The 26,249-nt window shown below is 74.0% G+C and carries 23 protein-coding genes and 1 pseudogene; 15 read left to right on the top strand and 9 right to left on the bottom strand.

Features of this window, described 5'->3' with window-relative positions; genetic code table 11:
• Positions 1-186: 186 nt before the first annotated feature.
• A complete protein-coding gene (gene pgm, locus ACZ45Q_RS31790) occupies positions 187-1,827 on the bottom strand; it encodes a phosphoglucomutase (alpha-D-glucose-1,6-bisphosphate-dependent) (RefSeq protein WP_468267799.1) in 1,641 nt (546 codons plus the stop codon).
• Positions 1,828-1,939: 112 nt separating this feature from the next.
• On the opposite strand from pgm, the gene ACZ45Q_RS31785 reads away from it, so the two are divergent.
• The gene (locus tag ACZ45Q_RS31785; protein ID WP_468267817.1) at positions 1,940-2,449 is read left to right on the top strand and encodes a molybdenum cofactor biosysynthesis protein; all 510 of its coding nucleotides are present in this window, start codon (positions 1,940-1,942) and stop codon (positions 2,447-2,449) included.
• Between the two features lie 238 nt (positions 2,450-2,687).
• Here ACZ45Q_RS31785 and ACZ45Q_RS31780 read toward each other — a convergent pair whose 3' ends face one another.
• Positions 2,688-3,116, bottom strand: coding sequence for a hypothetical protein (locus ACZ45Q_RS31780; RefSeq protein WP_468267796.1), 429 nt, complete (start codon positions 3,114-3,116; stop codon positions 2,688-2,690).
• Positions 3,117-3,178: 62 nt separating this feature from the next.
• Positions 3,179-4,147, bottom strand: coding sequence for a LysR family transcriptional regulator (locus ACZ45Q_RS31775; RefSeq protein WP_468267793.1), 969 nt, complete (start codon positions 4,145-4,147; stop codon positions 3,179-3,181).
• 200 nt (positions 4,148-4,347) lie between these two features.
• Between ACZ45Q_RS31775 and snpA the strand changes: the two genes are divergently transcribed.
• Positions 4,348-5,052 carry a snapalysin gene (snpA, locus tag ACZ45Q_RS31770; protein ID WP_468267790.1) on the top strand — a complete coding sequence of 235 codons (705 nt, stop codon included), beginning with the start codon at positions 4,348-4,350 and terminating at the stop codon, positions 5,050-5,052.
• A gap of 31 nt (positions 5,053-5,083) precedes the next feature.
• Here the strand turns inward: snpA and ACZ45Q_RS31765 are convergent, their stop codons facing one another.
• The 5 genes from ACZ45Q_RS31765 to nsrR all read right to left on the bottom strand — a co-directional run bounded on the left by ACZ45Q_RS31765 (position 5,084) and on the right by nsrR (position 10,719).
• Positions 5,084-5,734, bottom strand: coding sequence for an adenosylcobinamide amidohydrolase (locus ACZ45Q_RS31765; RefSeq protein ID WP_468267814.1), 651 nt, complete (start codon positions 5,732-5,734; stop codon positions 5,084-5,086).
• A gap of 376 nt (positions 5,735-6,110) precedes the next feature.
• Complete coding sequence (ku, locus tag ACZ45Q_RS31760; protein WP_468267787.1) at positions 6,111-7,214, bottom strand: non-homologous end joining protein Ku; 1,104 nt, start codon at positions 7,212-7,214, stop codon at positions 6,111-6,113.
• 120 nt (positions 7,215-7,334) lie between these two features.
• A complete protein-coding gene (locus ACZ45Q_RS31755) occupies positions 7,335-8,372 on the bottom strand; it encodes a hypothetical protein (RefSeq protein WP_468267784.1) in 1,038 nt (345 codons plus the stop codon).
• Positions 8,373-8,414: 42 nt separating this feature from the next.
• Positions 8,415-9,797 (bottom strand): pyridoxal phosphate-dependent decarboxylase family protein, encoded by a 1,383-nt coding sequence (locus ACZ45Q_RS31750; protein WP_468267781.1) that lies wholly within the window; start codon positions 9,795-9,797, stop codon positions 8,415-8,417.
• A 475-nt stretch (positions 9,798-10,272) separates the two neighbouring features.
• On the bottom strand, positions 10,273-10,719 hold the full coding sequence (gene nsrR / locus ACZ45Q_RS31745; protein WP_468267778.1) for a nitric oxide-sensing transcriptional repressor NsrR: 447 nt from the start codon (positions 10,717-10,719) through the stop codon (positions 10,273-10,275).
• Positions 10,720-10,809: 90 nt separating this feature from the next.
• On the opposite strand from nsrR, the gene ACZ45Q_RS31740 reads away from it, so the two are divergent.
• The 5 genes from ACZ45Q_RS31740 (at position 10,810) to ACZ45Q_RS31720 (ending at position 15,160) form a co-directional block, all read left to right on the top strand.
• Entirely contained in the window at positions 10,810-11,271 is a 462-nt protein-coding gene (locus tag ACZ45Q_RS31740; RefSeq protein ID WP_468267775.1) for a hypothetical protein, read from the top strand.
• A gap of 252 nt (positions 11,272-11,523) precedes the next feature.
• Entirely contained in the window at positions 11,524-12,207 is a 684-nt protein-coding gene (locus ACZ45Q_RS31735; RefSeq protein WP_468267772.1) for a GAF and ANTAR domain-containing protein, read from the top strand.
• Between the two features lie 115 nt (positions 12,208-12,322).
• Positions 12,323-13,630 carry a cation:proton antiporter gene (locus ACZ45Q_RS31730; RefSeq protein ID WP_468267769.1) on the top strand — a complete coding sequence of 436 codons (1,308 nt, stop codon included), beginning with the start codon at positions 12,323-12,325 and terminating at the stop codon, positions 13,628-13,630.
• A 197-nt stretch (positions 13,631-13,827) separates the two neighbouring features.
• Positions 13,828-14,220, top strand: a complete 393-nt coding sequence (locus tag ACZ45Q_RS31725; RefSeq protein WP_468267766.1) for a hypothetical protein — start codon at positions 13,828-13,830, stop codon at positions 14,218-14,220.
• A gap of 145 nt (positions 14,221-14,365) precedes the next feature.
• Complete coding sequence (locus ACZ45Q_RS31720) at positions 14,366-15,160, top strand: ribonuclease BN (RefSeq protein ID WP_468267763.1); 795 nt, start codon at positions 14,366-14,368, stop codon at positions 15,158-15,160.
• A gap of 63 nt (positions 15,161-15,223) precedes the next feature.
• Here the strand turns inward: ACZ45Q_RS31720 and ACZ45Q_RS31715 are convergent, their stop codons facing one another.
• Complete coding sequence (locus tag ACZ45Q_RS31715; protein WP_468267760.1) at positions 15,224-16,297, bottom strand: LacI family DNA-binding transcriptional regulator; 1,074 nt, start codon at positions 16,295-16,297, stop codon at positions 15,224-15,226.
• Between the two features lie 210 nt (positions 16,298-16,507).
• Here ACZ45Q_RS31715 and ACZ45Q_RS31710 point away from each other — a divergent pair, with 210 nt between their 5' ends.
• The 8 genes and pseudogenes from ACZ45Q_RS31710 (at position 16,508) to ACZ45Q_RS31675 (ending at position 26,244) form a co-directional block, all read left to right on the top strand.
• Entirely contained in the window at positions 16,508-17,446 is a 939-nt protein-coding gene (locus ACZ45Q_RS31710; protein ID WP_468267757.1) for a carbohydrate ABC transporter permease, read from the top strand.
• Positions 17,443-18,393: a carbohydrate ABC transporter permease gene (locus tag ACZ45Q_RS31705; protein WP_468267754.1), complete on the top strand. Its 951-nt coding sequence runs from the start codon at positions 17,443-17,445 to the stop codon at positions 18,391-18,393. The genes ACZ45Q_RS31710 and ACZ45Q_RS31705 overlap by 4 nt, the downstream gene beginning before the upstream one ends.
• Positions 18,394-18,467: 74 nt before the next feature.
• Positions 18,468-19,808, top strand: a complete 1,341-nt coding sequence (locus ACZ45Q_RS31700; protein ID WP_468267752.1) for an ABC transporter substrate-binding protein — start codon at positions 18,468-18,470, stop codon at positions 19,806-19,808.
• Positions 19,809-19,853: 45 nt separating this feature from the next.
• Positions 19,854-21,902: a beta-galactosidase gene (locus tag ACZ45Q_RS31695; protein ID WP_468267749.1), complete on the top strand. Its 2,049-nt coding sequence runs from the start codon at positions 19,854-19,856 to the stop codon at positions 21,900-21,902.
• 138 nt (positions 21,903-22,040) lie between these two features.
• Complete coding sequence (locus tag ACZ45Q_RS31690) at positions 22,041-24,077, top strand: RICIN domain-containing protein (RefSeq protein ID WP_468267746.1); 2,037 nt, start codon at positions 22,041-22,043, stop codon at positions 24,075-24,077.
• 106 nt (positions 24,078-24,183) lie between these two features.
• Positions 24,184-24,303, top strand: a pseudogene (locus ACZ45Q_RS31685) (pyridoxamine 5'-phosphate oxidase family protein); the annotation flags it as partial.
• A gap of 103 nt (positions 24,304-24,406) precedes the next feature.
• Positions 24,407-25,267: an ABC transporter ATP-binding protein gene (locus ACZ45Q_RS31680; protein WP_468267743.1), complete on the top strand. Its 861-nt coding sequence runs from the start codon at positions 24,407-24,409 to the stop codon at positions 25,265-25,267.
• Positions 25,264-26,244: an ABC transporter substrate-binding protein gene (locus tag ACZ45Q_RS31675; RefSeq protein WP_468267740.1), complete on the top strand. Its 981-nt coding sequence runs from the start codon at positions 25,264-25,266 to the stop codon at positions 26,242-26,244. The genes ACZ45Q_RS31680 and ACZ45Q_RS31675 overlap by 4 nt, the downstream gene beginning before the upstream one ends.
• The last annotated feature ends 5 nt before the right edge of the window (positions 26,245-26,249 follow it).

Here is a 26,249-nt window from a genome sequence, read left to right as displayed (position 1 = left end):
CCCCCCCCCCCCCCCCCCCCCCCCCCCCCCCCCCCCCCCCCCCCCCCCCCCCCCCCCCCCCCCCCCCCCCCCCCCCCCCCCCCCCCCCCCCCCGCCCCTGCACCATCCCGCAGAAGGCGGGTGCCCACCGGCCGCCACCGCACACCACCCTCTTTCGGCGGTGCTGCGACGGCGGCCGGCCTCCCGTCAGCCGCCCAGGGCGGCGAGGACGACGAGCTTGGCCTCGTCCTGGACCCGGGCCAGGTGGTCCGGGCCCCGGAAGGACTCGGCGTAGATCTTGTAGACGTCCTCGGTGCCCGAGGGGCGGGCCGCGAACCAGGCGTTCTCGGTGGTGACCTTGATGCCGCCGATGGCGGCCCCGTTGCCCGGCGCCTCGCTGAGCACGGCCGTGACCGGCTCCCCGGCCAGGGTGTCGGCGGTGACCTGGGCCGGGGACAGCTTGGCCAGCCGCGCCTTCTCCTCCCGGTTCGCGGGCGCGTCGATGCGGGCGTACGCCGGTGCGCCGAACCGCTCGGTGAGCGTGGCGTAGTGCTCCGAGGGCGTCCTGCCGGTGACGGCGGTGATCTCGGAGGCGAGCAGCGCCAGGATGATGCCGTCCTTGTCCGTGGTCCACACCGATCCGTCCCGGCGCAGGAACGACGCCCCGGCGGACTCCTCGCCGCCGAAGCCGAGCGAGCCGTCGACCAGGCCGTCCACGAACCACTTGAAGCCCACCGGGACCTCGACCAGGCGGCGGCCGAGGTCGGCGGCGACCCGGTCGATCATGCCGGAGGAGACCAGCGTCTTGCCCACGGCGGCGTCGGCGGGCCACTCCGTGCGGTGGGCGTAGAGGTAGGAGATGGCGGCGGCGAGGTAGTGGTTGGGGTTCATCAGGCCCGCGTCGGGTGTGACGATGCCGTGCCGGTCGGCGTCGGCGTCGTTGCCCGTGGCGATCCGGAAGCGCTCGCGCTGCCCGATCAGCGAGGCCATGGCGTGCGGGGAGGAGCAGTCCATACGGATCTTGCCGTCCCAGTCCAGCGTCATGAAGCGCCAGGTGGGGTCGGTGAGCGGGTTGACCACGGTCAGGTCGATGCCGTGCTGCTCGGCGATCCGGCCCCAGTACGCGACCGAGGCCCCGCCCAGCGGGTCGGCGCCGATCCGCACCCCGGCGGCGCGGACGGCGTCCAGGTCCAGGACGCTCGGCAGGTCGGAGACGTAGGTGCCGAGGAAGTCGTACCGTCCGGTGCCGGGTGCGGCGAGCGCGCGGGCATGAGGGATGCGCCGTACGTCCTTCAGGCCGGCGGCGATGATCTCGTTGGCGCGGTCCTGGATCCAGGAGGTGGCGTCGGAGCCGGCCGGGCCGCCGCTGGGCGGGTTGTACTTGAAACCGCCGTCGGCGGGCGGGTTGTGGGACGGGGTGACCACCACGCCGTCGGCCAGGCCCGTGGTGCGGCCGCGGTTGTGGGTGAGGATGGCGTGCGAGACCGCCGGGGTGGGGGTGTAGCCGTCGGCGGCGTCGATCAGCACGGTGACGTCGTTGGCGGCGAAGACCTCGAGCGCGGTGACCCGGGCGGGCTCGGACAGGGCGTGCGTGTCGGCGCCGAGGAAGAGCGGACCGTCGGTGCCCTGGGCCTGCCGGTACTCGCAGATGGCCTGGCTGGTCGCGGCGATGTGGTCGTCGTTGAACGCCGCCGCCAGGGACGATCCGCGGTGTCCCGAGGTGCCGAAGGCCACGCGCTGGCCCGGCTCGGCCGGGTCGGGGTGCAGCGCGTAGTACGCCGTCACCAGCCGTGCGACGTCGATCAGGTCCTCGGGTCCGGCCGGCTTGCCGGCTCGGTCAGGGTGCATGCCCCGCTCCTCCTCGTCGGTGCTGCTTGTGCTCGGTCCCATCTTCCCCCGAGCCGCGGTTGCGGAAGACCACCGGCCCGGAGCCGGGCTTAGGCTGGGCGGCGTGATCGAGGTGACCGACGTGGAGGTGCTGCAACTGCTGGTGTCACCGGCCCACCGGCTGGCCGGGCGCCCCGCGGACGGGCCGGCCCCGGGCCCGGCCGACGAGCGGGTGCGGCGGGCCGAGGTACGCGGCGGTCTCGGGCTGGTCGGCGACCGGTACTACGCACGGCCCGCCCACCGCGACGCCTCGGTGACGCTCATGTCCGCCGAGCACCTCCCGGTGGACATCGCCCCGGCGGTCGACCTGCGGCACACCCGCCGCAACGTCCTGCTGCGGGGCGTGGACGTCGACGCCCTCGTCGGCGCGACGATCGCCCTGGACTGCGGGCACGGCCCCGTGACACTGGCCGTGAACCGTCCCGCCCGACCGTGCGCGTGGATGGACGTCACCGTGGGCCCCGGCGCGCAGCGGGCGCTGCGCGGCGGGGGCGGGGTGCGGTGCGCTCCGCTGAGCGACGGGGTGCTCGAGGTCGGCCCGGCGACGTTCCGCATCGTCCGCGAGCCGGACACCGCGGCTTGACCGGCGGGGCCGGCACCCCCCCGACCGGCGGGACCGGCGGCCCACGGCCGGCCGTCCGGGTGTATGCCGGGTGGCCTCGGCGGCCGGCGATTGATTCCGGGGCGGGGCCCGGAGCCGGGAGCCCGGGACGTGCCGCCGGGAGCCCGGGACGTGCCGCCGATGTGCTCGGAGGCCGGTCCCTCCCCTCACCGGTGGCGGGATGCCGCTCGGGGGCAGTGGGGGGGTGCCGCTCCGGGGCTCAGATCCTGCCGCCGGTCAGGCGGGTGAGGGGGCCGTAGGCCTGGCGGGCCGAGCGGCGGCCGACCGCGTACGAGGCCGCGGTCAGCGCCGTCAGGCCGGCGCCGACCCCGGCCGCCACGAGCTTGCGGTCGGCGATCACCGTCCAGGCGGTGCGGGCCCCGGCCGCCACCTGCTCCGACGTCGTGGCGATCGCCTGACGGCCCGCCGCGACGCCCTGGGCCGCGGTGCGCGCGGCACCGCCGGCCGCCTCGGCCGACCGCTGGGCCCCGGCCTTCGCCGCTGAGGCCGCGTCAGCGGCCTTGCCCGCGGGGCGCTTCGCGGCACCGGACGCCGGGGCGGTGGCCTTGTCCGCGGTCCCCCCGGCCTTGGTGGCGGCCGTGCCCGCGCCGTCGGTCTTCTTCCGTGCGTCGTTGTTCGATTCGGTCATGGACACCGCTTTGCCCCTGACCGCGGTACCAAACACCGGACGGCGGCCGAGACGGGTCCGGCTCAGCGCGCCGGGGCGCACACCGGCCGGTCCGGTGCGGTCGGCGGGGCCGCCGGGCCGGGGGCCTCCAGCAGCTCGCGGTAGGCGGGCGACTGCCGGGCCACCTCCCAGTACGCCTCCTCCAGCGCCGGGTAGACCGCGTCCAGTTCGGCCCGGGTGCGGGCGGCCAGCAGCAGTCGTACGCCGAGGGGGTCGCCGTACAGCCGGCGCACGGCCGCATCGGGGCGGGACTGGGAGCTGGGCTGGCAGACCGTCACGACGTCACCGGTGGCGACCAGGGAGGCCGCGGTGTGGTAGTCGCCGTGCAGGACGCGCGGGTCGAGTCCGGCCGCGCGCAGCATGCGGTGGACGCCGTCCCACTCGCCGTCGACGGTGGGGTCGACCATCCAGCAGTCCCCGGCCAGGTCGTCGAGGTGGACGACGGACCGGGCGGCGGCCGGATGGCCGGCGGGCAGCATCACGAACTGCGGTTCGCGCTCGACCAGGACCCGCAGCCACAGTTCCTCGGGGACGTGCAGCGGGCAGCCCTCGACCTCGTGCACGAACGCGACGTCGAGCTGGCCGTCGGTGACCCTGCGCAGCAGGGCGTTGGCGGAGACGTCCATCTGGAGCGTCGGTTCCCGGCCGGGGCGTCTGAGCCGGCGCAGCCAGCCGGCCAGGGCCCGGCTGGCGGTGGAGCCGATGCGCAGCCGGCTGTCGCCGCCGGCCGCGGCGGCGCGCGCCTCCCGGACGAGGGCCCGCATGTCGGCCAGCAGGGGCCGGGCCCGGCCGAGGACGGTGCGCCCGAGCGGGGTGGGGCGGCACCCGGTGCGCTCACGGACGAACAGCGGGCCGCCCAGGGCCTGTTCGATCCGGACCAGCTGGGTGCTCAACGTGGGTTGCGCGACGCCGAGTTGCCGGGCGGCCCGGTGCAGGCTGCCGGCGTCGGCGATGGCGCACAGCGCGCGTAAGTGCCTCACCTCGAGCTCCATGTCGGGGAGCGTAGAGCGGAACATCTGGTTGCGCCAGGTGAACAAAAGACGGCGGACCAGGGCGAGTTCCGGCAACTCCGGTCGTGCTTCGTCGAGGTGGTGATAGCCCGGGACTATCACCGGTTGCCATCATCACAGCCGACGGGCGGGCGCCCACACTCACCGATGACGACTTCTCCCCCACACACAAGGAGTCATCGATGCGCCTTTCCCTGCCCATGCTGTCCGCCGCGGTGGGTCTCGGTCTGACGGCCGCCGCGCTCGGCGCCCAACCCTCGGCGACGGCGGCCGCTCCCCCGCCGCAGTCCCCGCAGACCCAGGGTACGTACGCCGGCTACGAGCCCTCGGCCGGACCCTCGGCCCAGCAGGCCCGAGAAGCCCAGGACACCCGCGCCTTCTTCGAGGCGGTCCTGAAGTCCGTCGCCGAGAGACACGCCGCGAAGCCGAAGTCCGCGGCGGCCGTCACGGTCTACTACAACGCCTCCCGCGCGCCGAGCTTCCGCTCGCAGATATCCCGCAGCACCCAGATCTGGAACAGCTCGGTGTCCAACGTCAGGCTCCAGGAGACCAGTTCGGGCGCGGACTTCGCCTACTACGAGGGCAACGACTCGCGCGGCTCGTACGCCTCCACCGACGGGCGCGGCAACGGTTACATCTTCCTGGACTACCGGCAGAACCAGATCTACAACTCCACCCGGGTCACCGCGCACGAGACCGGTCACGTGCTCGGCCTGCCCGACCACTACTCAGGCCCGTGCAGCGAGCTGATGTCGGGCGGCGGCCCCGGCCCGTCCTGCACCAACGCCTACCCGGACAGCCGTGAGCGCGCACGGGTGAACCAGCTGTGGGCGTACGGCTTCGCGCAGGCCCTGGACAAGGCGCTGGAGAAGTCCGCGCAGCGCTGACGCCTCCGCCGGTGCCTCTCCGCCCCGTCCGTCAGCCGGGTCCGGCGGCGGGCAGGGCGGAGAGCACGGCCCGGTGGACCGCGCGGGCCAGCCGGGCCCCCCACAGGGAGCGGGGGCCGGCGAAGGCCTCGCTCCCGGCGCCGGTGCGCGGGGCACGGGCCGCGACGCACACCGCGTCCGTGGGCGTGCCCGAGCAGTCGAGTCCCGCCTCCAGCAGCGCCTGCACCTTCGCCTCGGTGGCCGTCATCACCGCGTTCACCAGGGCGGCGTCGGCGAGCGGCACCGGGAGCGCGGCGACGATGTTGACCGTCCCGGGCGGGGCGGGCCCGGCGTGCCCCTCCCTGGGCGTGGCCGCCCAGCCGCGCACCGAGACGCCGGCGGTGGCGAGGGCCTCCACCCCGCCGTCCGCCGCGTACCCCGGATCGCGGACGGCGGCGGCCGTCATCAGGCCGACCCCCGGACCGTCCGCGCCGGCGTCACGGGCCAGGTCCGCCAGGTGTCGCGCCGGGTCGGTGCGCCGGTAGCCGTGGGAGACCTGGGCGTTGAGCACCCAGGCGCGCTCGGCGATGCCGCCGCCGAGGACGGCGCTGCTGGCCATCCGCCAGCCCGGACCGGCCCGCCACAGCAGCGCGTGCAGCCGTTCGCCGTCCTCGACACGGGTCAGGCGTTCCCAGGCGAGCAGGTGAGGACCGGAGGCGGACTCGGGGCGGTCAGGGAGTTCCGGGCCGGTGCGGGGGCGCGGGCCGGTGCGGGGGCGCGGGCCGGTGCGGGGCTCCCGGTCGTCGGGGGGATGCGGGCCGGTGCCGGATTCCGGGTCGTTGCGGGGGTGCGGCAGGACGGCGGACACCGGCGGGGCTCCTCGGGGCTACGGACGGCAGGGCGAACGGGCGGCAAGACGAAGGGGCGACAGGGTGTCGGCAGGGGGGCAGGGCACGGGCTCCGCGGCGGGAGGGGCCCCCGGACCGTCGGGGGCCCGGTCGATCGTACGTGCCGTCCGGTTCCGCCCCTGCGCCGGCCGCGTACCCCCGGCCGGCCGGGCCGCGGTGCCCGCCGGCCGGTCAGGCCGCGGTCTTCTTCTTCCCGCGGCGTCCCGCGCGGGCCAGCGCGTCCACGAGTTCCTGGCGGCTCATCTTCGAACGCCCGGCGATGTCCTGCTCCGTGGCCATCCGGTACAGCTCGGCCTTGCTGAGCTGCCGCAGCTCCTCACGGCTCCCGCCGGTGTCCTTGCGCCCGGACCGGCTCGCGGCGCCGCGCTCCCTCCCGCGCTCGGAACCACGTTCCGTCCGGCGCTCCGCCCGGCGTTCGGTCCGGTGTTCCTCCGTGCGGGCCTTCTTCCCCGGTCGCTGCTTCCCGTCCGCGGCGCCCGCCTGCTTCCGGCCGGCGCCGCGAGCCTGGTCGAGGCTGCCCTCCAGCACGGCCATCAGGTCGACGACGTTGGTGGCCCGCGGAGCTTCCTCCGCCGCCGCGATCTCCTGGCCGGCGGCCTTGGCCGAGACCAGCTCGCGGACCTTCTCCTGGTACGTGTCGCGGTACCGTTCGGGCTCCCAGGGGCCGCTCATGGCGTCGATCAGCTGCACCGCCATGGTCAGCTCCTTGCCCTTGCCGGCGCGCCGCCCGGGCAGGTCCGGCAGCTCCTCGACGGGGTCGCGCACCTCGTCCGCCCAGTGCAGGGTCTGGAGTACCAGGAGCCGGTCCTCGGCCCGGAGCGCGGTGAGGTACTGCTTGCCGCGCATGACCACCGTGGCGATGCCCGCCTTGCCGGTGTCCGCCAGCGCGGCGCGCAGCAGCTCGTAGACCTTCTCGTACTCCTTGCCGCGCGGAGCGACGTAGTAGGTGCGGTCGAAGTACACCGGCTCGATGTCGGAGAGGTCGACGAAGTCGGTGATGTCGACGGTCCGGGAGCGGCCGGGCGCGATCGCGTCCAGTTCGTCGGGCTCCACCACCACGTACTCGCCCTCACCCAGCTCGTAGCCCTTGACGATGTCCTGCGAGGAGACCTCCTCGCCGGTGCGTTCATTGACCCGCCGGTAGCGGATCCGGTCGGCGGTGTCGCGTTCCAGCTGGTGGAAGTGGACCGTGTGGTCCTCCGTCGCGGTGAACAGGCCGACGGGGACGCTGACCAGCCCGAAGCTGATCACACCGGTCCAGATCGCGCGTGCCATGACCGTCCGCTCCTCGTGCCGTCCCGAGTGATCCACACGGTAGCCCCGGCCGGCCCTGATCGCCTGTCCGGGACACGTGTGCCGGGCGCCGGTGCGGGTGGGGCCGGCCGGACCGGCGCATCATCGTTCCCGTCGTCCCACCTCACGGTCCGCCTCGTGGGCAGCGCGTCGGGCGCGGTCCAGGGCGTGCTCGGCCGCCCGGTCCCGGTCCTCGGCGCGGCGGCGTTCCCGGTCGGCCTCCGCGAGGCGTTCCTCGGCCCGCCGCAGCCGCCGCTCGGCGTCGGCCACCTCGCGCCGGGCCTCGTCGTGCTCTCGCCGGGCGTCGTCGTGGTGGTCCCGCGCCTGCCGGAGTGCGGCCTCGGCGTCCGCGCGGGCCGCCTGTTCGGCGTCGAGGCGCCGTGCCGCCGCCTCGGCCGCCTCCCGGGCCCGTTCCAGCCGCTCCCGCCGCTTGCGGCGCTGTTCGGCGAGCCGGTCCTCCGGCGGCTGCCTGCGCGGGGCCGGTTCCTTCCGCTTCCGGGCCGGTTCGCCCTCGCGGGCGGGTTGGTCCTTCCGGACCGCTTCGTCCTTCCGGGCCGCTTGGTCCGTCCGTGACGGTGCGGCTTTCCGTGACGGTGCCGGTGCCGGGCCGGGCGGTGCGGCGGAGGCCGTGCCGGGGAACACCGACGGCGGGGACAGGGCGCCGCTCAGCCGGCCCTCCGCCCACTGGCCGGCCGCCGTCGCGTCGGCCAGCACGGCGTGCAGGGTCGACTCGACGTCCTGCCGGACGGCGGCCGACAGCGGGTGCCCGGCCTCGTCGGCGAGCCGGGCGGCCTGCCGGGTCAGCGCGGTGGTGATGCGCCGCTGCGCGGACAGGGACTTCAGTTCGGCCGCGTCCAGGGTGCGGTAGGCCTCGCGCAGCGCCTCGCCCAGCTCCAGCAGCCGCCGGGACTCCTCGGGCCGGGAGCGCAGCAGCAGGTTGGCGGCCCAGGCGGCGAGGGTGGGCCGGCGGGCGGCGTGGAGGCGGCGGGCGTCCTCCGCGCGGCCGGCCGTCCGGGCGGCGGCGGCCAGCTCCTCCCGGCGGGGGACGAACCGCGGGGGCGGCGTGGTGTACAGCTCGTCGAGCAGTTCCTCCACGTCCTGCCCGGCGCCGCCGTTCCGACGCGTGGTCCTGCGCTGCATGCCCTCCACACTCCACCGGACGGGCCGGACCCGCACGCCGGGTCACACGGCGCTCAGGCCGCGTGCCAGGGCCGCAGCGGTCCGCTCGACGTCGGCCTCGGTGGTGCTCCAGTTGCTGAACGCGGCGCGCAGCGCCGGAACCCCGTCCAGGACGGTCGGGGAGACGAAGACCTCGTCGCGGACCCGCTCGGCGAGGGCGGCGAGCCGCTCGGCGGCCGGCTCCTCGGCCAGGGTGAAGCAGACGACGTTGAGCCGGACGGGAGCGAGCAGCCGCAGTCCGGGGATGCCGGCCACGGCGGCGCCCAGAGCCTGCGCGCACTCGATGCACCGCCGGACCACCTCGCGGTGCCCGTCCCTGCCGTAGGCGCGCAAGGCGAACCAGGCGGCCAGGGCGCGCAGCCGGCGGGAGTTCTCCGGGGTCAGGTCCACCAGGTCGGGAGTGCCGGTGCGGGGGCCCAGATAGGCTGCCGCGTTCCGGAAGACCCGGGTCTGAAGGTCGAGGCGGTGGGTGAACTGCACGGCGCTGCCGTAGGGGACGTTCAGCCATTTGTGCAGGTCGACGCAGAGGGAGTCGGCGGTCTCCAGGCCGTCGGCCAGGGCGGCGTGGGAGGGCACGAGACCGGCGAAGGCGCCGAACGCCCCGTCGACGTGGAGCCAGAAGCCGTGGCGTTCCCGCAGCGCGGCGATCGCCCGCAGGTCGTCGAAGTCGCCGGTGTTCACGGTCCCGGCGTTGGCGACGACGACGCAGGGCCCCTCGGCACGGTCGAGGACGTCCGCGAGCGCCGCAGGGTCGACGGCCTCCCGGCCCGGCAGGGTCGGCACGCGGGTCAGCGAGCGCCGTCCCAGGCCGAGCACGGCGAGTGCCTTCGGGACGCTGGAGTGCGCCGCCGCGGACAGGACGTGGACCGGGCCGAGCGCCGCCGTCCCGTCCTCGGCCGGCGAGACGCCCCGGAGTTCGCCCAGCCACTCGCGGGCGACGGCCAGGCCGGCGAGGTTGGACATGGTGGCGCCGCTGACGAAGGCGCCGTGCTGCCGTTCGGGCAGGCCGAGCAGTTCCCGGACCCAGCCGACGGTCTCCCGCTCCAGGGCGTGTCCGGCGCCGTCGAGCCCGGAGACGGGGTTCTGGTCCCACAGCGCGGTCGTCCAGTCGCCGACCAGTGCGGCGGGTGTGGTGCCGCCGGTGACGAAGCCCAGGTAGCGGGGTCCGGCGCTGGCCGACAACAGGGGCCCCCAGCGGGTCGCGAAGGCGTCGAGGGTCTTCTCCAGACCCACGCCCCGATCGGGAAGGGGGACGGGCTCCGGCGGGACACCGGCCGGGACGACGGGGCGGCCGGCCATGGCGTCGAGCGTGTCGGCGGCACGCCCGAGGAAGTCGTGCAGCAGCACCGGCAGCGCGGCGCGGTCGCCGGACATGAGCTGATCCATCGGCGCTCTTCTCGTCTCGTCGGCACACGTCGTCCCATCGACACGCGCCGACCCGCGACACGCGCCGCCCCGTCGACACGCACCGGCACATCGGCACGCGCCGCCCCATCGACACGCACCAGCCCGTCGATATGCACCGGCTCGTCGGCAGACGGCGACCACGGCGCTCGCCGTCTCGTCGGCGCACCTGATCGCATCGGCACGCGAGGCGCCAGGATCGTCCCATGGGCCGCGGTCACGCGACAGTACGCGGGTGCCTCCGCGTCACTGCCGCGCGAGCCAGAGGTCGGGGCCGAGCACCTCGTAGTGGATGGCGTGGGCGGGCACGCCGCGGCTCCGGGGTCCTCGGACCACAGGTGCTGCCGGACGACGGGGACGGAGGTCTCGGCGAGCACGGCAGCTCCGTCAATTGGTAGATCATCTTCGTGTTTTTGGTGGTGCGACGGGGTCACGGGCGGCGAGCCCGCACCGGTCGCTACACGGACGGCCGCTCGGCCAGACCGACCAGCACCGGCCCGGTCGGCGAGGCCACCAGGTCGGCGACGGTCACCGGGTCGAGGCTGGAGTAGAAGGCCTCCTGGGCGGCGCGCAGCGCACCGCGCAGCCGGCAGGCCGCGCGCAGCGGGCAGGGTGGATCGTCCTCGCAGCCGACCACCTCGTCCTCGCCCTCCAGCTCCCGCACCAGCCAGCCCACGGAGGCACGCCGCCCGAGCCCGGTCAGCGTCAGGCCGCCGCCCCGGCCCCGCTTCGCCTCGACCACGCCGAGGCGCTGAAGGCGGGTGACGGCCTTCGCGGCGTGCGTGTACGGCACGCCCATGACCTCCGCCACCTCGCGGGTGGTCAGCGGATCGCCGCCTTCTCTCACGACCGCCAGGCGCATCACGCAGCGCAGCGCCAGGTCGGTGAACTTCGTCAGCCGCACGCCGCGGACGCTATCAAATACGCATGCTAGGTTCGCCTTTCGGGGTCGGCTTCGAAGAAGGCCGGCGCGGAGCGTTCGGAGGTGCGTCCGATGACGGCGGAGGAGCAGGGCGGGCGGCGGCCCGCGGTCGGCCCGGAAGGGGAGACCGCTGGGTGGGAGACCCCTGGGGACGCCCCCCTTCCTCCCGGCCCCCGCCTCCTGTGCGACACCGCCGAACTGGCGGCGCTCGCCGACGCGCCCGCCGGAGCGCTGTGGCGGCTGGCGGAGTCCGGGCGCCAGCTCGACGCCAACGTGGTGCGCCTCCCGCCCTCGGCGCGCGTCGAGGCCCACACCGAGCCCGACCTCGACGTGCTGCTGCTCGTACTCGGCGGCGAGGGCGCGCTCGCCGACGGCGGCGGAGACGACCGGCCGCTGCGCGAGGGCGGCCTCGTCTGGCTCCCGCACGGCTCCACGCGCGCCATCGCCGCGGGGACGGACGGACTGACGTATCTGACGGTCCATCGCCGCCGGCCGGGCATGCGCATCCGGCCGTACGGCGGCGGGGAGCGCTGAACCCCCGCGCACCCGCGGCCGAGGAGTTTCCCACCGGCGCCCGGGCACACGAGACCGAAGGCAAGGACGAAAAGCAAGGACGAAGAGCAAGGGCGAAAGGCAAGGACGATACGGCGGTCGGCCCACCGGGCGTCGCCCGGCCGGGCAGGAAGCCGCCGGGTCGGCTTTCCGCCACCGGCCCACGGGGCACACCTCCCAGGTCCCCGGCGACCATGGGCCGGGCACGCACCCGGGCGGACGGAGGAGGGTCCCGTGGACTACTGGCGCGACTTCGCCCGGCAGATGGCGTCGATGGCGCGCGATCTGCTGGCGCAGGAGTCGGTGGACGACACGCTGGAACGGATCACCGCCTCGGCCACCGAACTGGTCCAGGGCTGCGACGCCTCGGGCATCCTCATCCTGCGCGGGAAGCAGGTGAGGTCGCTGGCCCCGACCGAGGAACTGGTCACCGAGAGCGACCGGCTCCAGGAACGCCTCCAGGAGGGGCCCTGCTTCGACGCCACCCGGAGCGGGGAACGGTCCTTCCGGATCGCCGACTTCGCCACCGAGGACCGGTGGCCCATGTACGTGCCCCGGGCCCGCGAGCTGGGCGTGGCCAGCATGATGGGCATCCTGCTGTACACCGAGGACGAGGAACTCGGAGCCCTGAACCTGTACTCCCGTCGGCCGGGTGCCTTCACCGAGGGAAGCGAGACCGCGGGCTGGCTGCTGGCCTCGCACGCCGCGGTCGCCTTCTCCAGCGCCCGTACGCAGTCCCAGTTGCAGCAGGCGCTCGACACCCGGCACGTCATCGGCGAGGCCATGGGCATCCTCATGGGCAGCCACGGCCTCACCGAGCGGCAGGCCTTCGCCGCGCTGCGCCGCCACTCCCAGGACCGCAACATCAAGCTGCGCGAGGTCGCCCGCCTGGTCTGCGAGACGGGCGGGCTGCCCTGACGCTCCAGCACCGTGCCACCCTCCCCTCTCGACGGGCCCGTGGGGTTCCGGTGACCGCGCGGCGTCGTCCCGTCCCACCGGAGTACGCGGCGGCGACCGGGGGCACCTGTCAGCGATGACCCCGGCCGACTTCCTCCTCGCGCTGCTCGGCGCGGGTGCGCTCGCCGCCGCCGTGCTGCCCCGCGTGGTGGCCGGAAGGCCGCTGTCCGTACCGCTCGTCTTCGTCGTCTGCGGAATGCTCTTCCACGCCCTGCCGACGCCCGTGCCCGACATCGACCCGGTGGACGACCGGCTGTGGGCGGAGCACATCACCGAGATCTGTGTCGTCATCTCGCTGATGGGTGCCGGGCTCTCCCTGAACCGCCCCCCGGGCCTGCGCCGGTGGCGCGCGACCTGGCGGCTGCTGGGGCTCACCATGCCGCTGACCGTCGCCGCGACCGCCGTGCTCGCCTGGCTGCTGCTGGACTGGCCACCGGCCGCCGCGCTGCTGCTGGCCGCCGTGCTGGCGCCCACGGACCCGGTCCTCGCCTCCGAGGTGCGGGTGGGCGCCCCGACCGACTCCGAGCACGACGAGGACGAGGTGCGTTTCGCGCTGACCAGCGAGGCCGGCCTCAACGACGGGCTGGCCTTCCCCCTCGTCCTGGCGGCCACCGGCCTGGCCGCCGCCGCGGGGGCCGGCTGGTCGGGCGCCTGGATCGGCCACTGGCTGCTGGTCGACGTGGCGTACAAGTGCGCGGTCGGCGTCCTGGGCGGCCTGGTGATGGGCCGGCTGCTCGGCTGGCTCTTCTTCCGCGCCGGCCGGCGGGAGATGCGGCTGTCCGAGCACCGGGAGGGCTTCGTCGCCCTGGGCGCCACGTTCCTCGCCTACGGGCTGACCGAACTGGCCCACGGCTACGGCTTCCTCGCGGTCTTCGTCACCGCCTGCCGGATCCGGGCCGGTGAACGCGCCCACGGGTACCACACCGTCCTGCACGACTTCGTCGAACAGGTCGAACGGCTGCTGACGGCCGGCCTGCTGTTCGCCCTCGGCGCCTACGTCGCCCAGGGCGCCCTGGGGGCGCTGACCTGGCAGGGTGCGCTCGTCGGACTGCTGCTGCTGGTGGCGGTGCGGCCCCTGGCCGGCTGGACCGCGCTGCCCGGGACGGCCGCCGGCCCCCGGGAACGCCTGGTGACCGCCTTCTTCGGCATCCGCGGCATCGGCTCGCTGTTCTATCTCGCGTACGCGCTCGGCACCCAGGACTTCCCCGTGCCGGCCGAGGAGCTGTGGGCCGTGGTGACCTTCACCGTCCTCGCCTCCGTCGTCCTGCACGGGGTGACCGCCTCCCCCGTCATCGTCCGCCTCGACCGGCTGCGGCTGCGCACGACCGGCCCACAGGACGGGCGGTCCGGGGACGGGCCCGGCCCTCGTACCGACCGGCACTGAGCTTCGTACCGCCCGGCACTGACCCTCGTGCCAGCGCCCACCGGCCCTCGCACCACCGGTCACCGGCCGGCCCCGATACCACCGGACGCGGCTGTGACCGGGACGCGTTTGTCCCGGCCGCAGCGGGTAACTCCTGCACAGCGGCGCCGGGCTTTCGGTACCGGCCCGGCGGAGGCCGACGAGCACCGGGAGTCGCGATGTTCAAACGCTGGCGCAGCAGGCGGCGACCGGGCAGGCCCGCCCCCCTGGAGCTGTGCGACCTGTGCGGCACGACGTTCCCCGCGGACCGGGCGGTGACCGGGTACGTCCCGGACTCCTCCGCCGCGCACCCCGTCCGGAACTGGCACGACGGGCTGCGCCGGGTCACCGCCTGCGGCGACGCCCACTTCGACGTGATCAAGGAGGGCTACCGGCACCGGCCGTTCGTGGAGGAGGAACTCTGGGCGGCCAAGCTCTCCCGGGAGCTGACCGCCGGGACCCCCGCCCTCACCCTGGAGCAGCTCGGCTGCCGCACCGGCCTGGACGAACCGCAGATCCGGCGCGCGATCCTGTGGCACAACGAGCACCTGCGGCACCACACCGACCCGTGAACCGCCCACGGCGCGGCCACCACCGGCGGCACGCTCCTCGAGGGACGCATCGCACCGCCCCCTAGGCTCATTTATGCCCTTATGATCGGAATTCCCGACTTCCGAGGGGCTCCCTGCCATCGGGGGACCGCACCGAGGAGCATTCGTGAACCGGTACCGGCACCGGCTCCCGCACGCGTGGGAACGGCTGGCCGCGACCGCCCTCATCCGGCGCGGCCGTGACCTGGAGCTGATGCACCGGGCGCTCGGCTTCGCCACGCTCGCCCTGGTCACCCTGGCGCCGCTGCTGATCGTGGTGGCCGCCGCCGACCCGCTGGCGCGCGGTGGTTTCGCCGCGTGGCTGGCCGACGGCATGGGGCTGACCGGGCGGTCCGCCCGGGTGCTGACGGACATCATCAGCCCGCCCACGAAGGTCGTCGGCACCACCAGCGTGTGGGGCGGTATCGCCCTGGTGGTGTTCGGCGTGTCCTTCGCCGGGAGCGTGCAGAACGGGTACGAGCGGATCTGGGGGCTTCCCTCGGGGCCCTGGCACCGGGTCTGGCGCCAGCTGACCTGGGTGGTGGCGCTGACCGCCTACCTCTACCAGGAGGTGCAGACCCGCACCGCCGTGCACGGCTCGCTGCGGATCGTGCTGTCCATCGTGGCCAGCGTGCTGTTCTTCTGGTGGGGGCAGCACTTCCTGCTGGGCAGCCAGGTGCGCTGGCGGGATCTGCTGCCCGGGGCGGTCGCCACGATGGTGGGGCTGATCGGCCTGCGGGGCTTCTCGCACCTGGTCTTCACCCCGCTCATCCTGGACAACGCCATCAGCTACGGAACGGTGGGGATCGTGCTGGTGGTGGAGTCGTGGCTGATCGGGGTCGGGTTCGTCGTGTTCGGCGGGGCGCTCGTCGGGCGCTGGTTCTGCGAGCACCACTGGTGGACCCGCACCGGCGCGCCCTGACCGCACCGGCCCGGCCGCCGGGGCCCCGGAGGCGGCCGGCGACCGCAGGCGGCCCGGGCGCGGTCAGCCGGACGGGGGCGGTGCCGTGCTCGCGCGGGTCACCAGCCGGGTCGGCACCAGGGTGGTGCCCCGGTCCGGCCCGTCCTGGCGCATCTTGCGCAGTACCGCGTCCACGCACAGCCGCCCCACCTCGGCGAAATCCTGGTGCACGGTGGTCAGCGGCGGCAGGAAGGAACCGGCCTCCGGGATGTCGTCGAAGCCGATGACGCTGACGTCCTGCGGGACCCGCCGGCCGCGTTCGTGCAGGGCGCGCAGCAGCCCCAGGGCCATCTGGTCGTTGGCCGCGAAGACGGCGGTGCACTCCGCGCGGGCGGCCAGCTCCAGCCCGGCCCGGTGACCGGAGTCCGCCGACCAGTCGCCCCGCAGCAGCGGCGGCGGGGTGCGGCCGGCCTCGGTGAGCGTCCTCCGCCAGGCGTCCGCGCGGCGCTGGGCGGCGAAGGAGCCCTCCGGGCCGGCGAGGTGCCACACCGTCTCGTGCCCGAGGCCGAGCAGATGCCGGACAGCGGCCCGGGAGCCGCCCGCCTGGTCGGTGTCGACGACCGTGTAGTGGTCGCCCGCGTCGGAGTCCACGACCACGACCTGCACATGGGGCGGCAGCCGGACGGTCGCCGCGTCCAGCAGATGGACCTCCATGATGACGATCACGGCGTCGACGGCCAGCTCCTCGAGCCGGGTGAACGCGCCGCGCACCTCGTCCTGGGTGGGCAGGGCGACCGGCATCAGGGTCACCGCGTAGCCCTCCGCCGCCGCCGAGGTGGCGATGGCCTCGAGGGTGCGCACATTGCCCGTCGTGGACAGGCTGAAGGTGATGACGCCGATGGTGCGGAACTCGCCCCGCTTGAGCGCGCGGGCCGCGCTGTTGGGCCGGTAGCCCAGCTCCTGCATCGCCGCGAGCACCTGGCGCCGGGTCTCCTCGGTGACGCCGGCGTAGCCGTTGGACACCCGGGAGACGGTCTGCGAGGAGACGCCCGCGAGCCGGGCCACGTCCGCCATCGAAGCCGTCCGGTCGCGGGCGCGGCGCCGGCGCCCCGTCCCCTCGGCCGGCCCGCCCGCCGGGGCGCTCTCCACCGTGTCCACTCGCCGTCCGCCGCCTCTCCCTCGTGTCCCGTCGTCCTCGTCGCGGCCCGTCAGCGGGTTTCCCGAAGGGACCCTTGACCGCCGTCATCGGGGCAGTGTAGACATGCCGCCGTCGGATGTTTACGTAAACATAACACCCCCGCCGGCGTTTCGCGGTGGCCGATGTTTACGCAAACATCACCAGCCGGACCGGGACGAACGAGGGACCACATGACGACGCTGCAACCGCCGGCGGCCGCCGGGCCGCGGCCGGCACCGCCCCCGGTGAGACGGGACCGCCACTCGTGGACCGGATGGGGTTTCCTCGGGCCGTTCGTGGCCGTCTTCGCCCTGGTCTTCCTCGCGCCGATCGCGTACTCGCTCTACCTGAGCCTCTTCCGCGACCAGCTCATCGGCGGCACCACCTTCGTCGGCCTGGACAACTACCGGCAGGCCCTGACGGACGACCGGTTCTGGGCCGCGCTCGGCCGGGTCTCGCTCTTCCTGGCCGTCCAGGTGCCGGTCATGCTGGGCATCGCCCTGCTCGTCGCCCTGGCCCTGGACAGCGGACGCCTCTACGGCCGGGACTTCTTCCGGGTGTCGATCTTCCTGCCGTACGCCGTGCCCGCGGTGGTCGCCACCCTGATGTGGGGGTTCATGTACGGCAGCCGCTTCGGGCTGGTGGGCGACGTGAACGAGGCGCTGGGCGTCTCGCTGCCCGACCCGCTCTCCCCGGACCTGATGCTGGCCGCCCTCGGCAACATCGTCACCTGGGAGTTCGTCGGCTACAACATGCTGATCTTCTACTCCGCGCTGCGCGTGGTGCCGCACTCGCTGTACGAGGCCGCGGAGATCGACGGCGCCGGGCAGTTCCGGGTCGTCACCGCCGTCAAGCTCCCCGCGCTGCGCGGTGCCCTGGTCATCGCCACGATCTTCTCGGTCATCGGCAGCTTCCAGCTGTTCAACGAGCCCAGCATCCTGCGGCCCCTGGCGCCCAACGCCCTCACCACCGACTACACACCCAACCTGTACACCTACTCGCTGTCCTTCAACGGGCAGCAGCACAACTACTCCGCGACGGTCGCGATCGTCATGGGGCTGATCACCATGGTGATCGCCTATGCCGTCCAGCTGCGCGGCATGCGCAAGGGAGCGTTTACGCAGCGATGACCGGTACCGTCACCACCGCCTCCGGCCGCCGCCCGGCCGCCCGGCCCCGCACCGCCCGCTCCGCGCCCCGGCTGCGCGGGCCGCGCCGCCGGTACACGCCGGGCCGGCCCCGGCGCAGCGTGCTGCTCACCGCCTTGACGTCCCTGGTGCTGCTCTACAGCCTCGTACCGCTCGTCTGGCTGCTGATCAGCGCCACCAAGTCCCAGGAGGGGCTGGCCCGTTCGTCCGGCCTGTGGTTCGACGGCGACTTCGCGCTGTGGGACAACCTGGCCGAGACGTTCACCTACGACGACGGCGTCTTCACCCGCTGGCTGCTGAACACCGTGCTGTACGTGGTCGTGGGCGCGGGCGGCGCCACCTTCCTGGCCGTGCTGGGCGGTTACGCCCTCGCCAAGTTCGACTTCCCCGGCCGGCGGGCGGTGTTCGCGGTCGTCATCGGCGCGGTGGCCGTGCCGGGTACGGCACTCGCGGTGCCGACCTTCCTGATGTTCAGCGAGATGGGCCTCACCGACACCCCCTGGGCGGTGATCGTCCCGTCGCTGATCTCGCCGTTCGGGCTGTACCTGATGTGGGTCTTCGCCACCGAGGCGATTCCCACGGAGCTGATGGAGGCCGCCCGGATCGACGGGGCGGGCGAGGCACGCACCTTCTTCACGGTGGCGCTGCCGCTGCTCGCGCCCGGCGTCGTCACCGTCCTGCTGTTCACGATGGTCGCGACCTGGAACAACTACTTCCTGCCGCTGATCATGCTCAAGGATCCCGACTGGTATCCGCTGACGCTCGGCCTGGACAGCTGGAACGCCCAGGCGGGGACGGCGGGCGGCGAGCCCGTCTTCCACCTGGTCGTCACCGGCTCGCTCCTCACCGTCCTGCCGCTGGTCGCCGCGTTCCTGCTGCTCCAGAAGTACTGGCAGTCCGGCCTGGCCGCCGGAAGTGTCAAGGAATGACCCCGGCCCGCCCCGCCGGCGGGCCTCACTCCCCCACGCCTGTCCCTGTCCCACGACGAAGTGGAAGCACCCACATGCGCAAGCACTCACGCCGCCTGCTGCGCGGCATCGGCCTCGTCTGCGCCCTCGCCCTGGCAGCGACCGCCTGCGGTGGCTCCGACGGCGGGGGAACGGAAGGGAGGGCGGTGTCCCGGGCGGACATCGACGCGGCCCTGGACAAGGGCGGCACGATCACCGTCTGGGCCTGGGAGCCCACGCTGAAGCAGGTGGCCGCCGACTTCGAGAAGGAACACCCCGGCGTCGAGGTGAACCTGGTCAACGCCGGCACCAACAACGAGCAGTACACCGCCCTCCAGAACGCCATCTCGGCGCAGAAGGGCGTGCCCGACGTCGCCCAGGTCGAGTACTACGCCATGGGCCAGTACGCGCTGACCGACCAGCTCACCGATCTGACGGCGTTCGGCGCGGACGAGCTGGCCGGGCGCTACTCCCCCGGCCCGTGGAAGGGGGTGCGGGCCGGCGACGGCGTACACGGCCTGCCCATGGACTCCGGCCCGATGGCCCTGTTCTACAACAAGAAGGTCTTCGACCGGTACGACATCGAGGTCCCCACCACCTGGGACGAGTACGTCGACGCCGCCCGCGCCCTGCACGAGGCGAACCCGGAGGCGTACATCACCAACGACACCGGGGACGCCGGGTTCACCACCAGCATGCTCTGGCAGGCCGGCTCCCGGCCCTACACGGTCGACGGCACCGACGTCACCATCGACTTCGGCGACGAGGGCGCCCGGCAGTACACCGAGACCTGGCAGAAGCTCCTGGACGACGAGCTGCTCGCCCCCGTCACCAGCTGGTCCGACGAGTGGTACAAGGGCCTCGGCGACGGCACGATCGCGACCCTCGCCATCGGCGCCTGGATGCCCGCCAACCTCGCCTCCGGTGTGCAGGAGGCCGCCGGTGACTGGCGCGTGGCGCCGCTGCCGCAGTGGACCGCGGGCGGCGACGCCAGTGCCGAGAACGGCGGCAGCGCGCTGGTCCTGCCCGAACTCGGCGGGAACGAGGCCCTGGCCTACGCGTTCGTCGAATACGCCAACGCCGGCGAGGGCGTCAAGACCCGGATCGACGCGGGCGCCTTCCCGGCGACCACCGCCGACCTGGAGTCCGAGGAGTTCCAGAACACCGAGTTCCCCTACTTCGGCGGCCAGCGGGCCAACGAGATCTTCGCCGAGTCCGCCGCGAACGTCGCCGGCGACTGGTCGTACCTGCCCTACCAGGTGTACGCCAACTCGGTCTTCAACGACACCGTCGGCAAGGCCTACGTCTCCTCGACCACGCTCGCCGATGGCCTGAGGTCCTGGCAGGAGGCATCCGTCGAGTACGGCGACGAGCAGGGGTTCACCGTCGGGCGGTAGCCCGGAAGCCGACGCACCACCGCCCACCCCACCGGAAGGACCGCCATGATCTCCACCCTCCTGTCCCGCCTGTCGCACGGAACGGACGGTGCCCCCGCCCCCCGGCTGCTGTACGGCGCCGACTACAACCCCGAGCAGTGGCCCCGGGAGGTGTGGGAGGAGGACGTACGGCTGATGCGCGAGGCCGGCGTCAACGTCGTCTCCGTCGGCATCTTCTCCTGGGCCCGCCTCCAGCCCGGCCCCGGCCAGTGGGACTTCGGCTGGCTGGACGAGGTCATGGACCTGCTGCACGCGGGCGGCGTCGGCGTCGACCTGGCCACCGCCACCGCCTCGCCGCCGCCCTGGCTGACCACCGCCCACCCGGAGGTCCTGCCGGTCACCGAGCGCGGGGAGACGGTGTGGCCGGGAGCCCGGCAGCACTGGCGCCCGACCTCGCCGGTCTTCCGGGAGCACGCCCTCGAGCTGGTGCGGAAGCTGGCCACCCGGTACGCGGACCATCCGGCCCTCGTGGCCTGGCACGTCAACAACGAGCTGGGCTGCCACAACGTCTACGACCACTCCGACGACGCCGCCCGCGCCTTCCGGGACTGGCTGCGCGCCCGCTACACGACGCTGGACGCGCTCAACAACGCCTGGGGGACGGCGTTCTGGTCGCAGCGCTACGGCGACTGGGAGCAGATCCTGCCGCCGCGGCTCGCCGCCTCCCACCCCAATCCCACGCAGCAGCTGGACTTCAAACGGTTCTCCTCGGACGCGCTGAAGGACCATCTGCGCGCGGAGCGGGCGATCCTGCGCGAGCTGACGCCCGAGGTCCCGGTCACCACCAACTTCATGGTGATGGGCGGCACCAAGGGCATGGACTACGCGGACTGGGCCGACGAGGTCGACTTCGTCGCCAACGACCACTACGTCCACCCCGGCCCGCAGGACCGCGACGAGCTGTCCTTCTCCGCCAATCTCACCAGCGGCATCGCCGGCGGGCGGCCCTGGTTCCTGATGGAGCACTCCACCAGCGCCGTGAACTGGCAGCCGGTCAACCTGGCCAAGCGGCCCGGGGAACTGGCCCGCGACTCGCTGCTGCACGTGGCGCACGGCGCCGACGCGGTCTGCTTCTTCCAGTGGCGGCAGTCGGCGGCGGGCGCCGAGAAGTACCACTCGGCGATGGTGCCGCACGCCGGCGCGGACAGTGACGTGTTCCGGGCCGTGACGGAGCTGGGCCGCACGCTCCGGGCGCTGGCGCCGGTCGCGGGCAGCGAACGCGAGCCCGCCGAGGTGGGCATCCTCTTCGACTGGCAGTCGTGGTGGGCCGCCGAGCAGGACTCCCACCCCACCTCCCTGCTGAGCTACCACCGGGAGGCCCTGGACTGGTACTCCGCGCTGCTCGCCCTGGGCGTCCGCGCGGACGTCGTCACCACCCGCGCCGGCCTCGGCCGCCACCGGGTGCTGATCGCGCCGGTACTGCACCTGGTGCCCGGCGAGCTGGCCAAGGACCTCACCCGCTACGCCGAGCAGGGCGGGCACCTGGTCACCACGTACTTCTCCGGCATCGTCGACGAGAACGACCACGTCTGGCTGGGCGGCTACCCCGGTGCCCTGCGGGACCTGCTCGGCATCCGCATCGAGGAGTTCGGCCCGCTGCCCGCCGGGGACCGCGTGGAACTCGACGACGCCACGACGGGCACCCTGTGGACCGACCGGATCACCGTGACCGCGCCGGAGACCGAGGTCCTCGCCCGGTACCGCACCGGCGAGCAGGCGGGCCGCCCCGCGGTCACCCGCCGTCCGACGGGCGACGGCTCCGCCGCCTACGTCTCCACCCGGCTCGGCGTCGAGGGGCTCACCGCGCTGCTCCCCCGGCTGCTGGAGCCGACCGGCGTCCGCAGCGGACTGCCCGCCGACGCGCGCGGCCGGGTCGAGGCGACCGTTCGCCGGGGGGACGGCGTCCGGTTCCTGTTCCTGGTCAACCGGACGGACGACCGGGTGCCCGTCGCCGGGCTCACCGGCGACGTGCTGACCGGCACCGCCGAGGACGACGGCACCGTCGTGCTCGGCCCCCGGGAGGTCGCCGTCCTGCGACAGCCCGCCCCCGCCTGAGGAACGGCGCATCGAGGCACCACCCGCACGCCCACGAATCCCGGGACGGCACGCACTGGTTCCGGGGCCCTCCCCCGCCGTCCGCCCGCGGCCGGCAGGGGCCACCGCAGCGACCACACCTTCAGTTGGGAGCACACGATGGCACGCCGCAACCGCAGCAGACGGCTCCTGCCGGCCGCGCTGCTGACCGTTCTGGCCGCCGGCGCCTCGCTGGCCGGCGCCCCGGCCCCGGCGGCGCCGGCCGAGGCCGCCGCCTCCGTCACCGTCCGGCCCGACCCGTCGTACCGGCAGGAGCGGTTCCAGGGCTGGGGCACCAGCCTGGTCTGGTTCGCCAACGCCACCGGCGACTACCCGCCCGAGATCCGCGAGAGGCTCGCCGGCATGCTCTTCGGCGAGGACGGTCTGGCGCTGAACATCGCCCGCTACAACATCGGCGGCGGCAACGCCCCCGACGTCGAGGACTACCTGCGGGCCGGCGGCGCCGTCGAGGGCTGGTGGCGGGCGCCCGAGGGCACCACCCGCGAGGACACCGACTGGTGGAGCGCCGACGACCCGGCTGACTGGCGGGAGGACGCCGACGCCGGCCAGCGCTGGTGGGTCGAGCGCATCAAGGACGACGTGGACCACTGGGAGACGTTCAGCAACTCCCCGCCCTGGTTCATGACCGTCAGCGGCTATGTCTCGGGCGGCTTCGACGCCGAGGCCGACCAGCTCAGGCCGGAGTCGGTCGACGACTTCGCCGCGTACCTGGCGGGCGCCACCAGGCGGCTGGAGAGGGCGCACGGCATCCGGGTCGACACCGTCGACCCGTTCAACGAGCCCAACACGCCCTACTGGAGCACCCGTCTCGGCCCCGACGGCGAACCCGTCGGCGGTCGCCAGGAGGGTGCCCACATGAGCCCCGGGCTCCAGCGCGAGGTCCTCCAGGCCCTGGCGCCCGCGCTGAAGGAGGCCGGGACCGGGGCGCGGATTGCGGCGATGGACGAGACCAACCCCGGTACGTTCGCCCGCAACTGGAGCGCCTACACCCAGGCCGACCGCGACCTGGTGGGCCGGATGAACGTGCACACCTACGGCACCGGGCAGCGCACCACCGTGCGGGACCTCGCCAAGGCCGCGGACAAGCCGCTGTGGATGAGCGAGGTGGGCGGCGACTGGGGCGACGGCCAGGACTTCACCGACATGCGCCCCGGCCTCGGGCTCGCCCAGCACATCGTCGACGACCTGCGGGAACTGGAACCCCGGGCCTGGGTGTTCTGGCAGCCGGTCGAGGACTACGACAACATGAGGCCGGGCGGCGAGTCGGCGAAGGGCGGCAACTGGGGCAGCATCCAGATCCCGTTCAGCTGCACGTCCGAGGACACCCTCGAGACCTGCCCGATCCGCACCAACACCAAGTACGACACCGCCCGGAACTTCACCCACTTCATCAAGCCCGGCGACCGGCTCGTCAAGGTGAACGACCCCTCCAGCGCCGCCGCCGTGACCCGCGACGGCCGGGGCGCCTCGGTCGTCCACGTCAACCGCACCACCGCGCCCCGCACGGTCACCCTCGATCTGTCCGAGTTCGGCCGCGTCGGCCGCGACGCCACCGTCACCCCGGTCGTCACCAGCGCCGGCGCCGAGCTCCGGCGACACCGCCCGATCGGCGTCGACGGGCGCACGGCCGCCTTCACCGTGCCCGCGCAGTCCGTGACCTCCTTCGAGATCACGGGCGTGTCCGGGGTCGCCGAGGACGCGGCGACGCTGCGCGAGGGCCGCACGTACACGCTGACCGGCGTGCAGAGCGGCAAGGCGCTGACCGTCGCCGGCGACGGCCGGAACCTGGTCGTCGAGACGGCCGGCGGCAGCGCCGCGCAGCAGTGGCGGCTGAGCGCGGTGCGCCCCGGCGACGGTGTGCGGCAGCGCTACGTCTTCACCGACCCGGCGGGGGACCGGCGGCTCGCCGTACGCGACGACGTGCCGGTCGCGGAGCCCGGCAGCGGCCGGCGCGACGCGGCAGCCGAGTGGATCGCGTCGACCACCGGGGACGGCACCTGGACGCTGGTCAACGCGGCCACCGGCCGGCTGCTGGAGGTCGGCGGCCAGGCCACCCACGAGGGTGCGGCGGTCACCACCTGGCCGCCCAACTCCGGTGCCAACCAGCGCTGGACGGTGACGGACACGGCCGGCTGACCCCGGCCCCGGCGAACGGCCCGGGCCGCGTCCGCGTCGCCGGCCGGTGGCGCGGACGCGGCCCTGCCGCCGGACAGGACAGGCACCGGACGGGAGAGGCGTGGCCCGCGACGGCCGGCGTCCGCAGCTCGCCCTGCTGCTGGAGATCGACGAGATCTACCTGCACTGCCCGCAGTCCCTGAACCGCGCGGGCCTGTGGAACTCACGGGGTGGCGCGGCGAGTTGACGCCCTGCTCCGCACCGCCGGACGGCCGCGGCGAGGGAACGTGACGCGCGGCACACCGACCCCCTCTCACCAGGTCTTTTTAGGTTAGGCTAACCTTCGCCGGGTGAGATCTGGTGAAGAAGCGGCAGACACCTCCCGGCTGCGCGGCCACGCGCTGTCCGCCACGGACGTGACCGTTGCCTACGACGGCGTGGACGTGGTGCACGGCGCCGCGGTCGGCCTCCGCCCCGGCGAGGTGACCGTCCTCGTGGGCCCGAACGGCAGCGGCAAGTCGACGCTGCTGCGCACCGTCGCACGGTTGCAGCGCGCCCGCAGCGCCACGCTCAGGATCGACGGGAGCACCGACGGCCTGGCGCTGACGTCCCGTGAGTTCTCCCGGTACGTCGCGCTGCTGACCCAGGGGCGGCCGACCCCCGGCGGGCTGACCGTCCGGGACGTCGTGGAGTTCGGCCGCTACCCGTACCGGGGCCGCTGGGGGCGCCCGGACCCGGACGGCCCGGCGGCGGTCGACCGGGCCCTGGCCCTGACCGGCGTCACCGACCTCGCCGACCGGGGCGCCGACCACCTGTCCGGTGGGCAGTTGCAGCGGGTGTGGCTGGCGAGCTGCCTCGCCCAGGAGACCGGCGTCCTGCTCCTGGACGAACCCACCACCTACCTGGACCTGCGCTATCAGGTCGAACTGCTCGACCTGATCCGCGACCTGGCGGACGACCACGGCATCGCCGTCGGCGTCGTCCTGCACGACCTCGACCAGGCCGCGGCCGTCGCCGACCGGATCACGCTGCTCGAAGCGGGCCGGATCGTCGCCGACGGCCCGCCCGAGGAGGTGCTCACGGCGGAACGCCTCACCGCCGTCTACGGCATCCGCATCGAGGTCGACACCGCCCCCCTCACCGGCCGGCTGCGCACCCGCCCGATCGGCCGTCACCACATACGACCCGAAAGGCTCGGCACCACCTCATGAGACGCCTCCTGCTCACCGCCGCGACCGCCACCGCAGCGGCGCTCACCCTCGCCGGCTGCGGCACCACCGAACCCGCCGCCGACGAATCGAAGAAGCCCGCCGAGGCCATCACCCTCACCGACGGCGCCGGCAAGGAGGTCAAGCTCGACGGCCCCGCGAAGAAGGTCGTCGCCACCGAGTGGAACGTCGTCGAGAGCCTCCTCACCCTCGGCGTCGACCCGGTCGGCGTCGCCGACGTCAAGGGCTACAAGACCTGGGACACCACCGTCCCGCTGAAGAACGCGCCCAAGGACATCGGCACCCGCGGCGAGCCCAGCATGGACACCATCGCCTCGCTCGCCCCCGACCTCATCGTCGCCACCAACGACCTGCCGCCCGCCGCCGTGAAGCAGCTGCGCGAGGTCGCCCCGGTCCTGGAGGTGAAGGCCGCCGACGCCTCCGACCAGATCGGGCAGATGTTCACCAACCTCGACCTCATCGCCGAGGCCACCGGCACCACGGACCGGGCGAAGAAGGCCCGCGAGGACTTCGACGCCAAGGTCGCCGAGGGCAAGAAGGCCCTCGCCGACGCCGGACTCGACGGCGCCCCGTTCGCCTTCGCCGACGGCTACGTCACCTCCAACCAGGTCTCCATCCGGCCCTACACCTCCGGCTCCCTGATCGGCGCCGTCAACGAGGAGATCGGCCTGAAGAACGCCTGGAAGGTCGAGGGCGACCCCGGCTACGGCCTCGCCTCCACCGATGTCGAGGGCCTGACCGAGCTGCCGAAGGACACCCACTTCGCCTACATCGGCAGCGACGGGGACAAGAACAGCACGCCGTTCACCGGTGCGCTGGCGAAGAACTCCGTGTGGCAGAACCTGCCGTTCGTGAAGGCGGGCGACGTGCACCGGCTGCCCGACGGCATCTGGATGTTCGGCGGTCCCGAGTCGATGGAGGCGTACATCGACTCCGTCGTCGCCGCCCTGACGAAGTAGCGAGG

Source organism: Streptomyces sp. NPDC031049 (genome assembly GCF_055571015.1).
The sequence above is the reverse complement of the archived record's forward strand: the minus strand, read 5'-3'. Positions and strand labels throughout refer to the sequence as shown.

Bases quoted from the DNA above. Each gene is read 5' to 3' on its own strand.
- ACZ45Q_RS31695 (WP_468267749.1), top strand. From the start codon at position 19,854: ATGATCTCCACCCTCCTGTCCCGCCTGTCGCACGGAACGGACGGTGCC.
- ACZ45Q_RS31750 (WP_468267781.1), bottom strand. From the start codon at position 9,797: ATGGATCAGCTCATGTCCGGCGACCGCGCCGCGCTGCCGGTGCTGCTG.
- ku (WP_468267787.1), bottom strand. From the start codon at position 7,214: ATGGCACGCGCGATCTGGACCGGTGTGATCAGCTTCGGGCTGGTCAGC.
- ACZ45Q_RS31730 (WP_468267769.1), top strand. From the start codon at position 12,323: ATGACCCCGGCCGACTTCCTCCTCGCGCTGCTCGGCGCGGGTGCGCTC.
- pgm (WP_468267799.1), bottom strand. From the start codon at position 1,827: ATGCACCCTGACCGAGCCGGCAAGCCGGCCGGACCCGAGGACCTGATC.
- ACZ45Q_RS31780 (WP_468267796.1), bottom strand. From the start codon at position 3,116: ATGACCGAATCGAACAACGACGCACGGAAGAAGACCGACGGCGCGGGC.
- ACZ45Q_RS31690 (WP_468267746.1), top strand. From the start codon at position 22,041: ATGGCACGCCGCAACCGCAGCAGACGGCTCCTGCCGGCCGCGCTGCTG.
- ACZ45Q_RS31705 (WP_468267754.1), top strand. From the start codon at position 17,443: ATGACCGGTACCGTCACCACCGCCTCCGGCCGCCGCCCGGCCGCCCGG.
- ACZ45Q_RS31700 (WP_468267752.1), top strand. From the start codon at position 18,468: ATGCGCAAGCACTCACGCCGCCTGCTGCGCGGCATCGGCCTCGTCTGC.
- ACZ45Q_RS31755 (WP_468267784.1), bottom strand. From the start codon at position 8,372: ATGCAGCGCAGGACCACGCGTCGGAACGGCGGCGCCGGGCAGGACGTG.
- snpA (WP_468267790.1), top strand. From the start codon at position 4,348: ATGCGCCTTTCCCTGCCCATGCTGTCCGCCGCGGTGGGTCTCGGTCTG.
- ACZ45Q_RS31775 (WP_468267793.1), bottom strand. From the start codon at position 4,147: ATGGAGCTCGAGGTGAGGCACTTACGCGCGCTGTGCGCCATCGCCGAC.
- ACZ45Q_RS31675 (WP_468267740.1), top strand. From the start codon at position 25,264: ATGAGACGCCTCCTGCTCACCGCCGCGACCGCCACCGCAGCGGCGCTC.
- ACZ45Q_RS31710 (WP_468267757.1), top strand. From the start codon at position 16,508: ATGACGACGCTGCAACCGCCGGCGGCCGCCGGGCCGCGGCCGGCACCG.
- ACZ45Q_RS31725 (WP_468267766.1), top strand. From the start codon at position 13,828: ATGTTCAAACGCTGGCGCAGCAGGCGGCGACCGGGCAGGCCCGCCCCC.
- ACZ45Q_RS31740 (WP_468267775.1), top strand. From the start codon at position 10,810: ATGACGGCGGAGGAGCAGGGCGGGCGGCGGCCCGCGGTCGGCCCGGAA.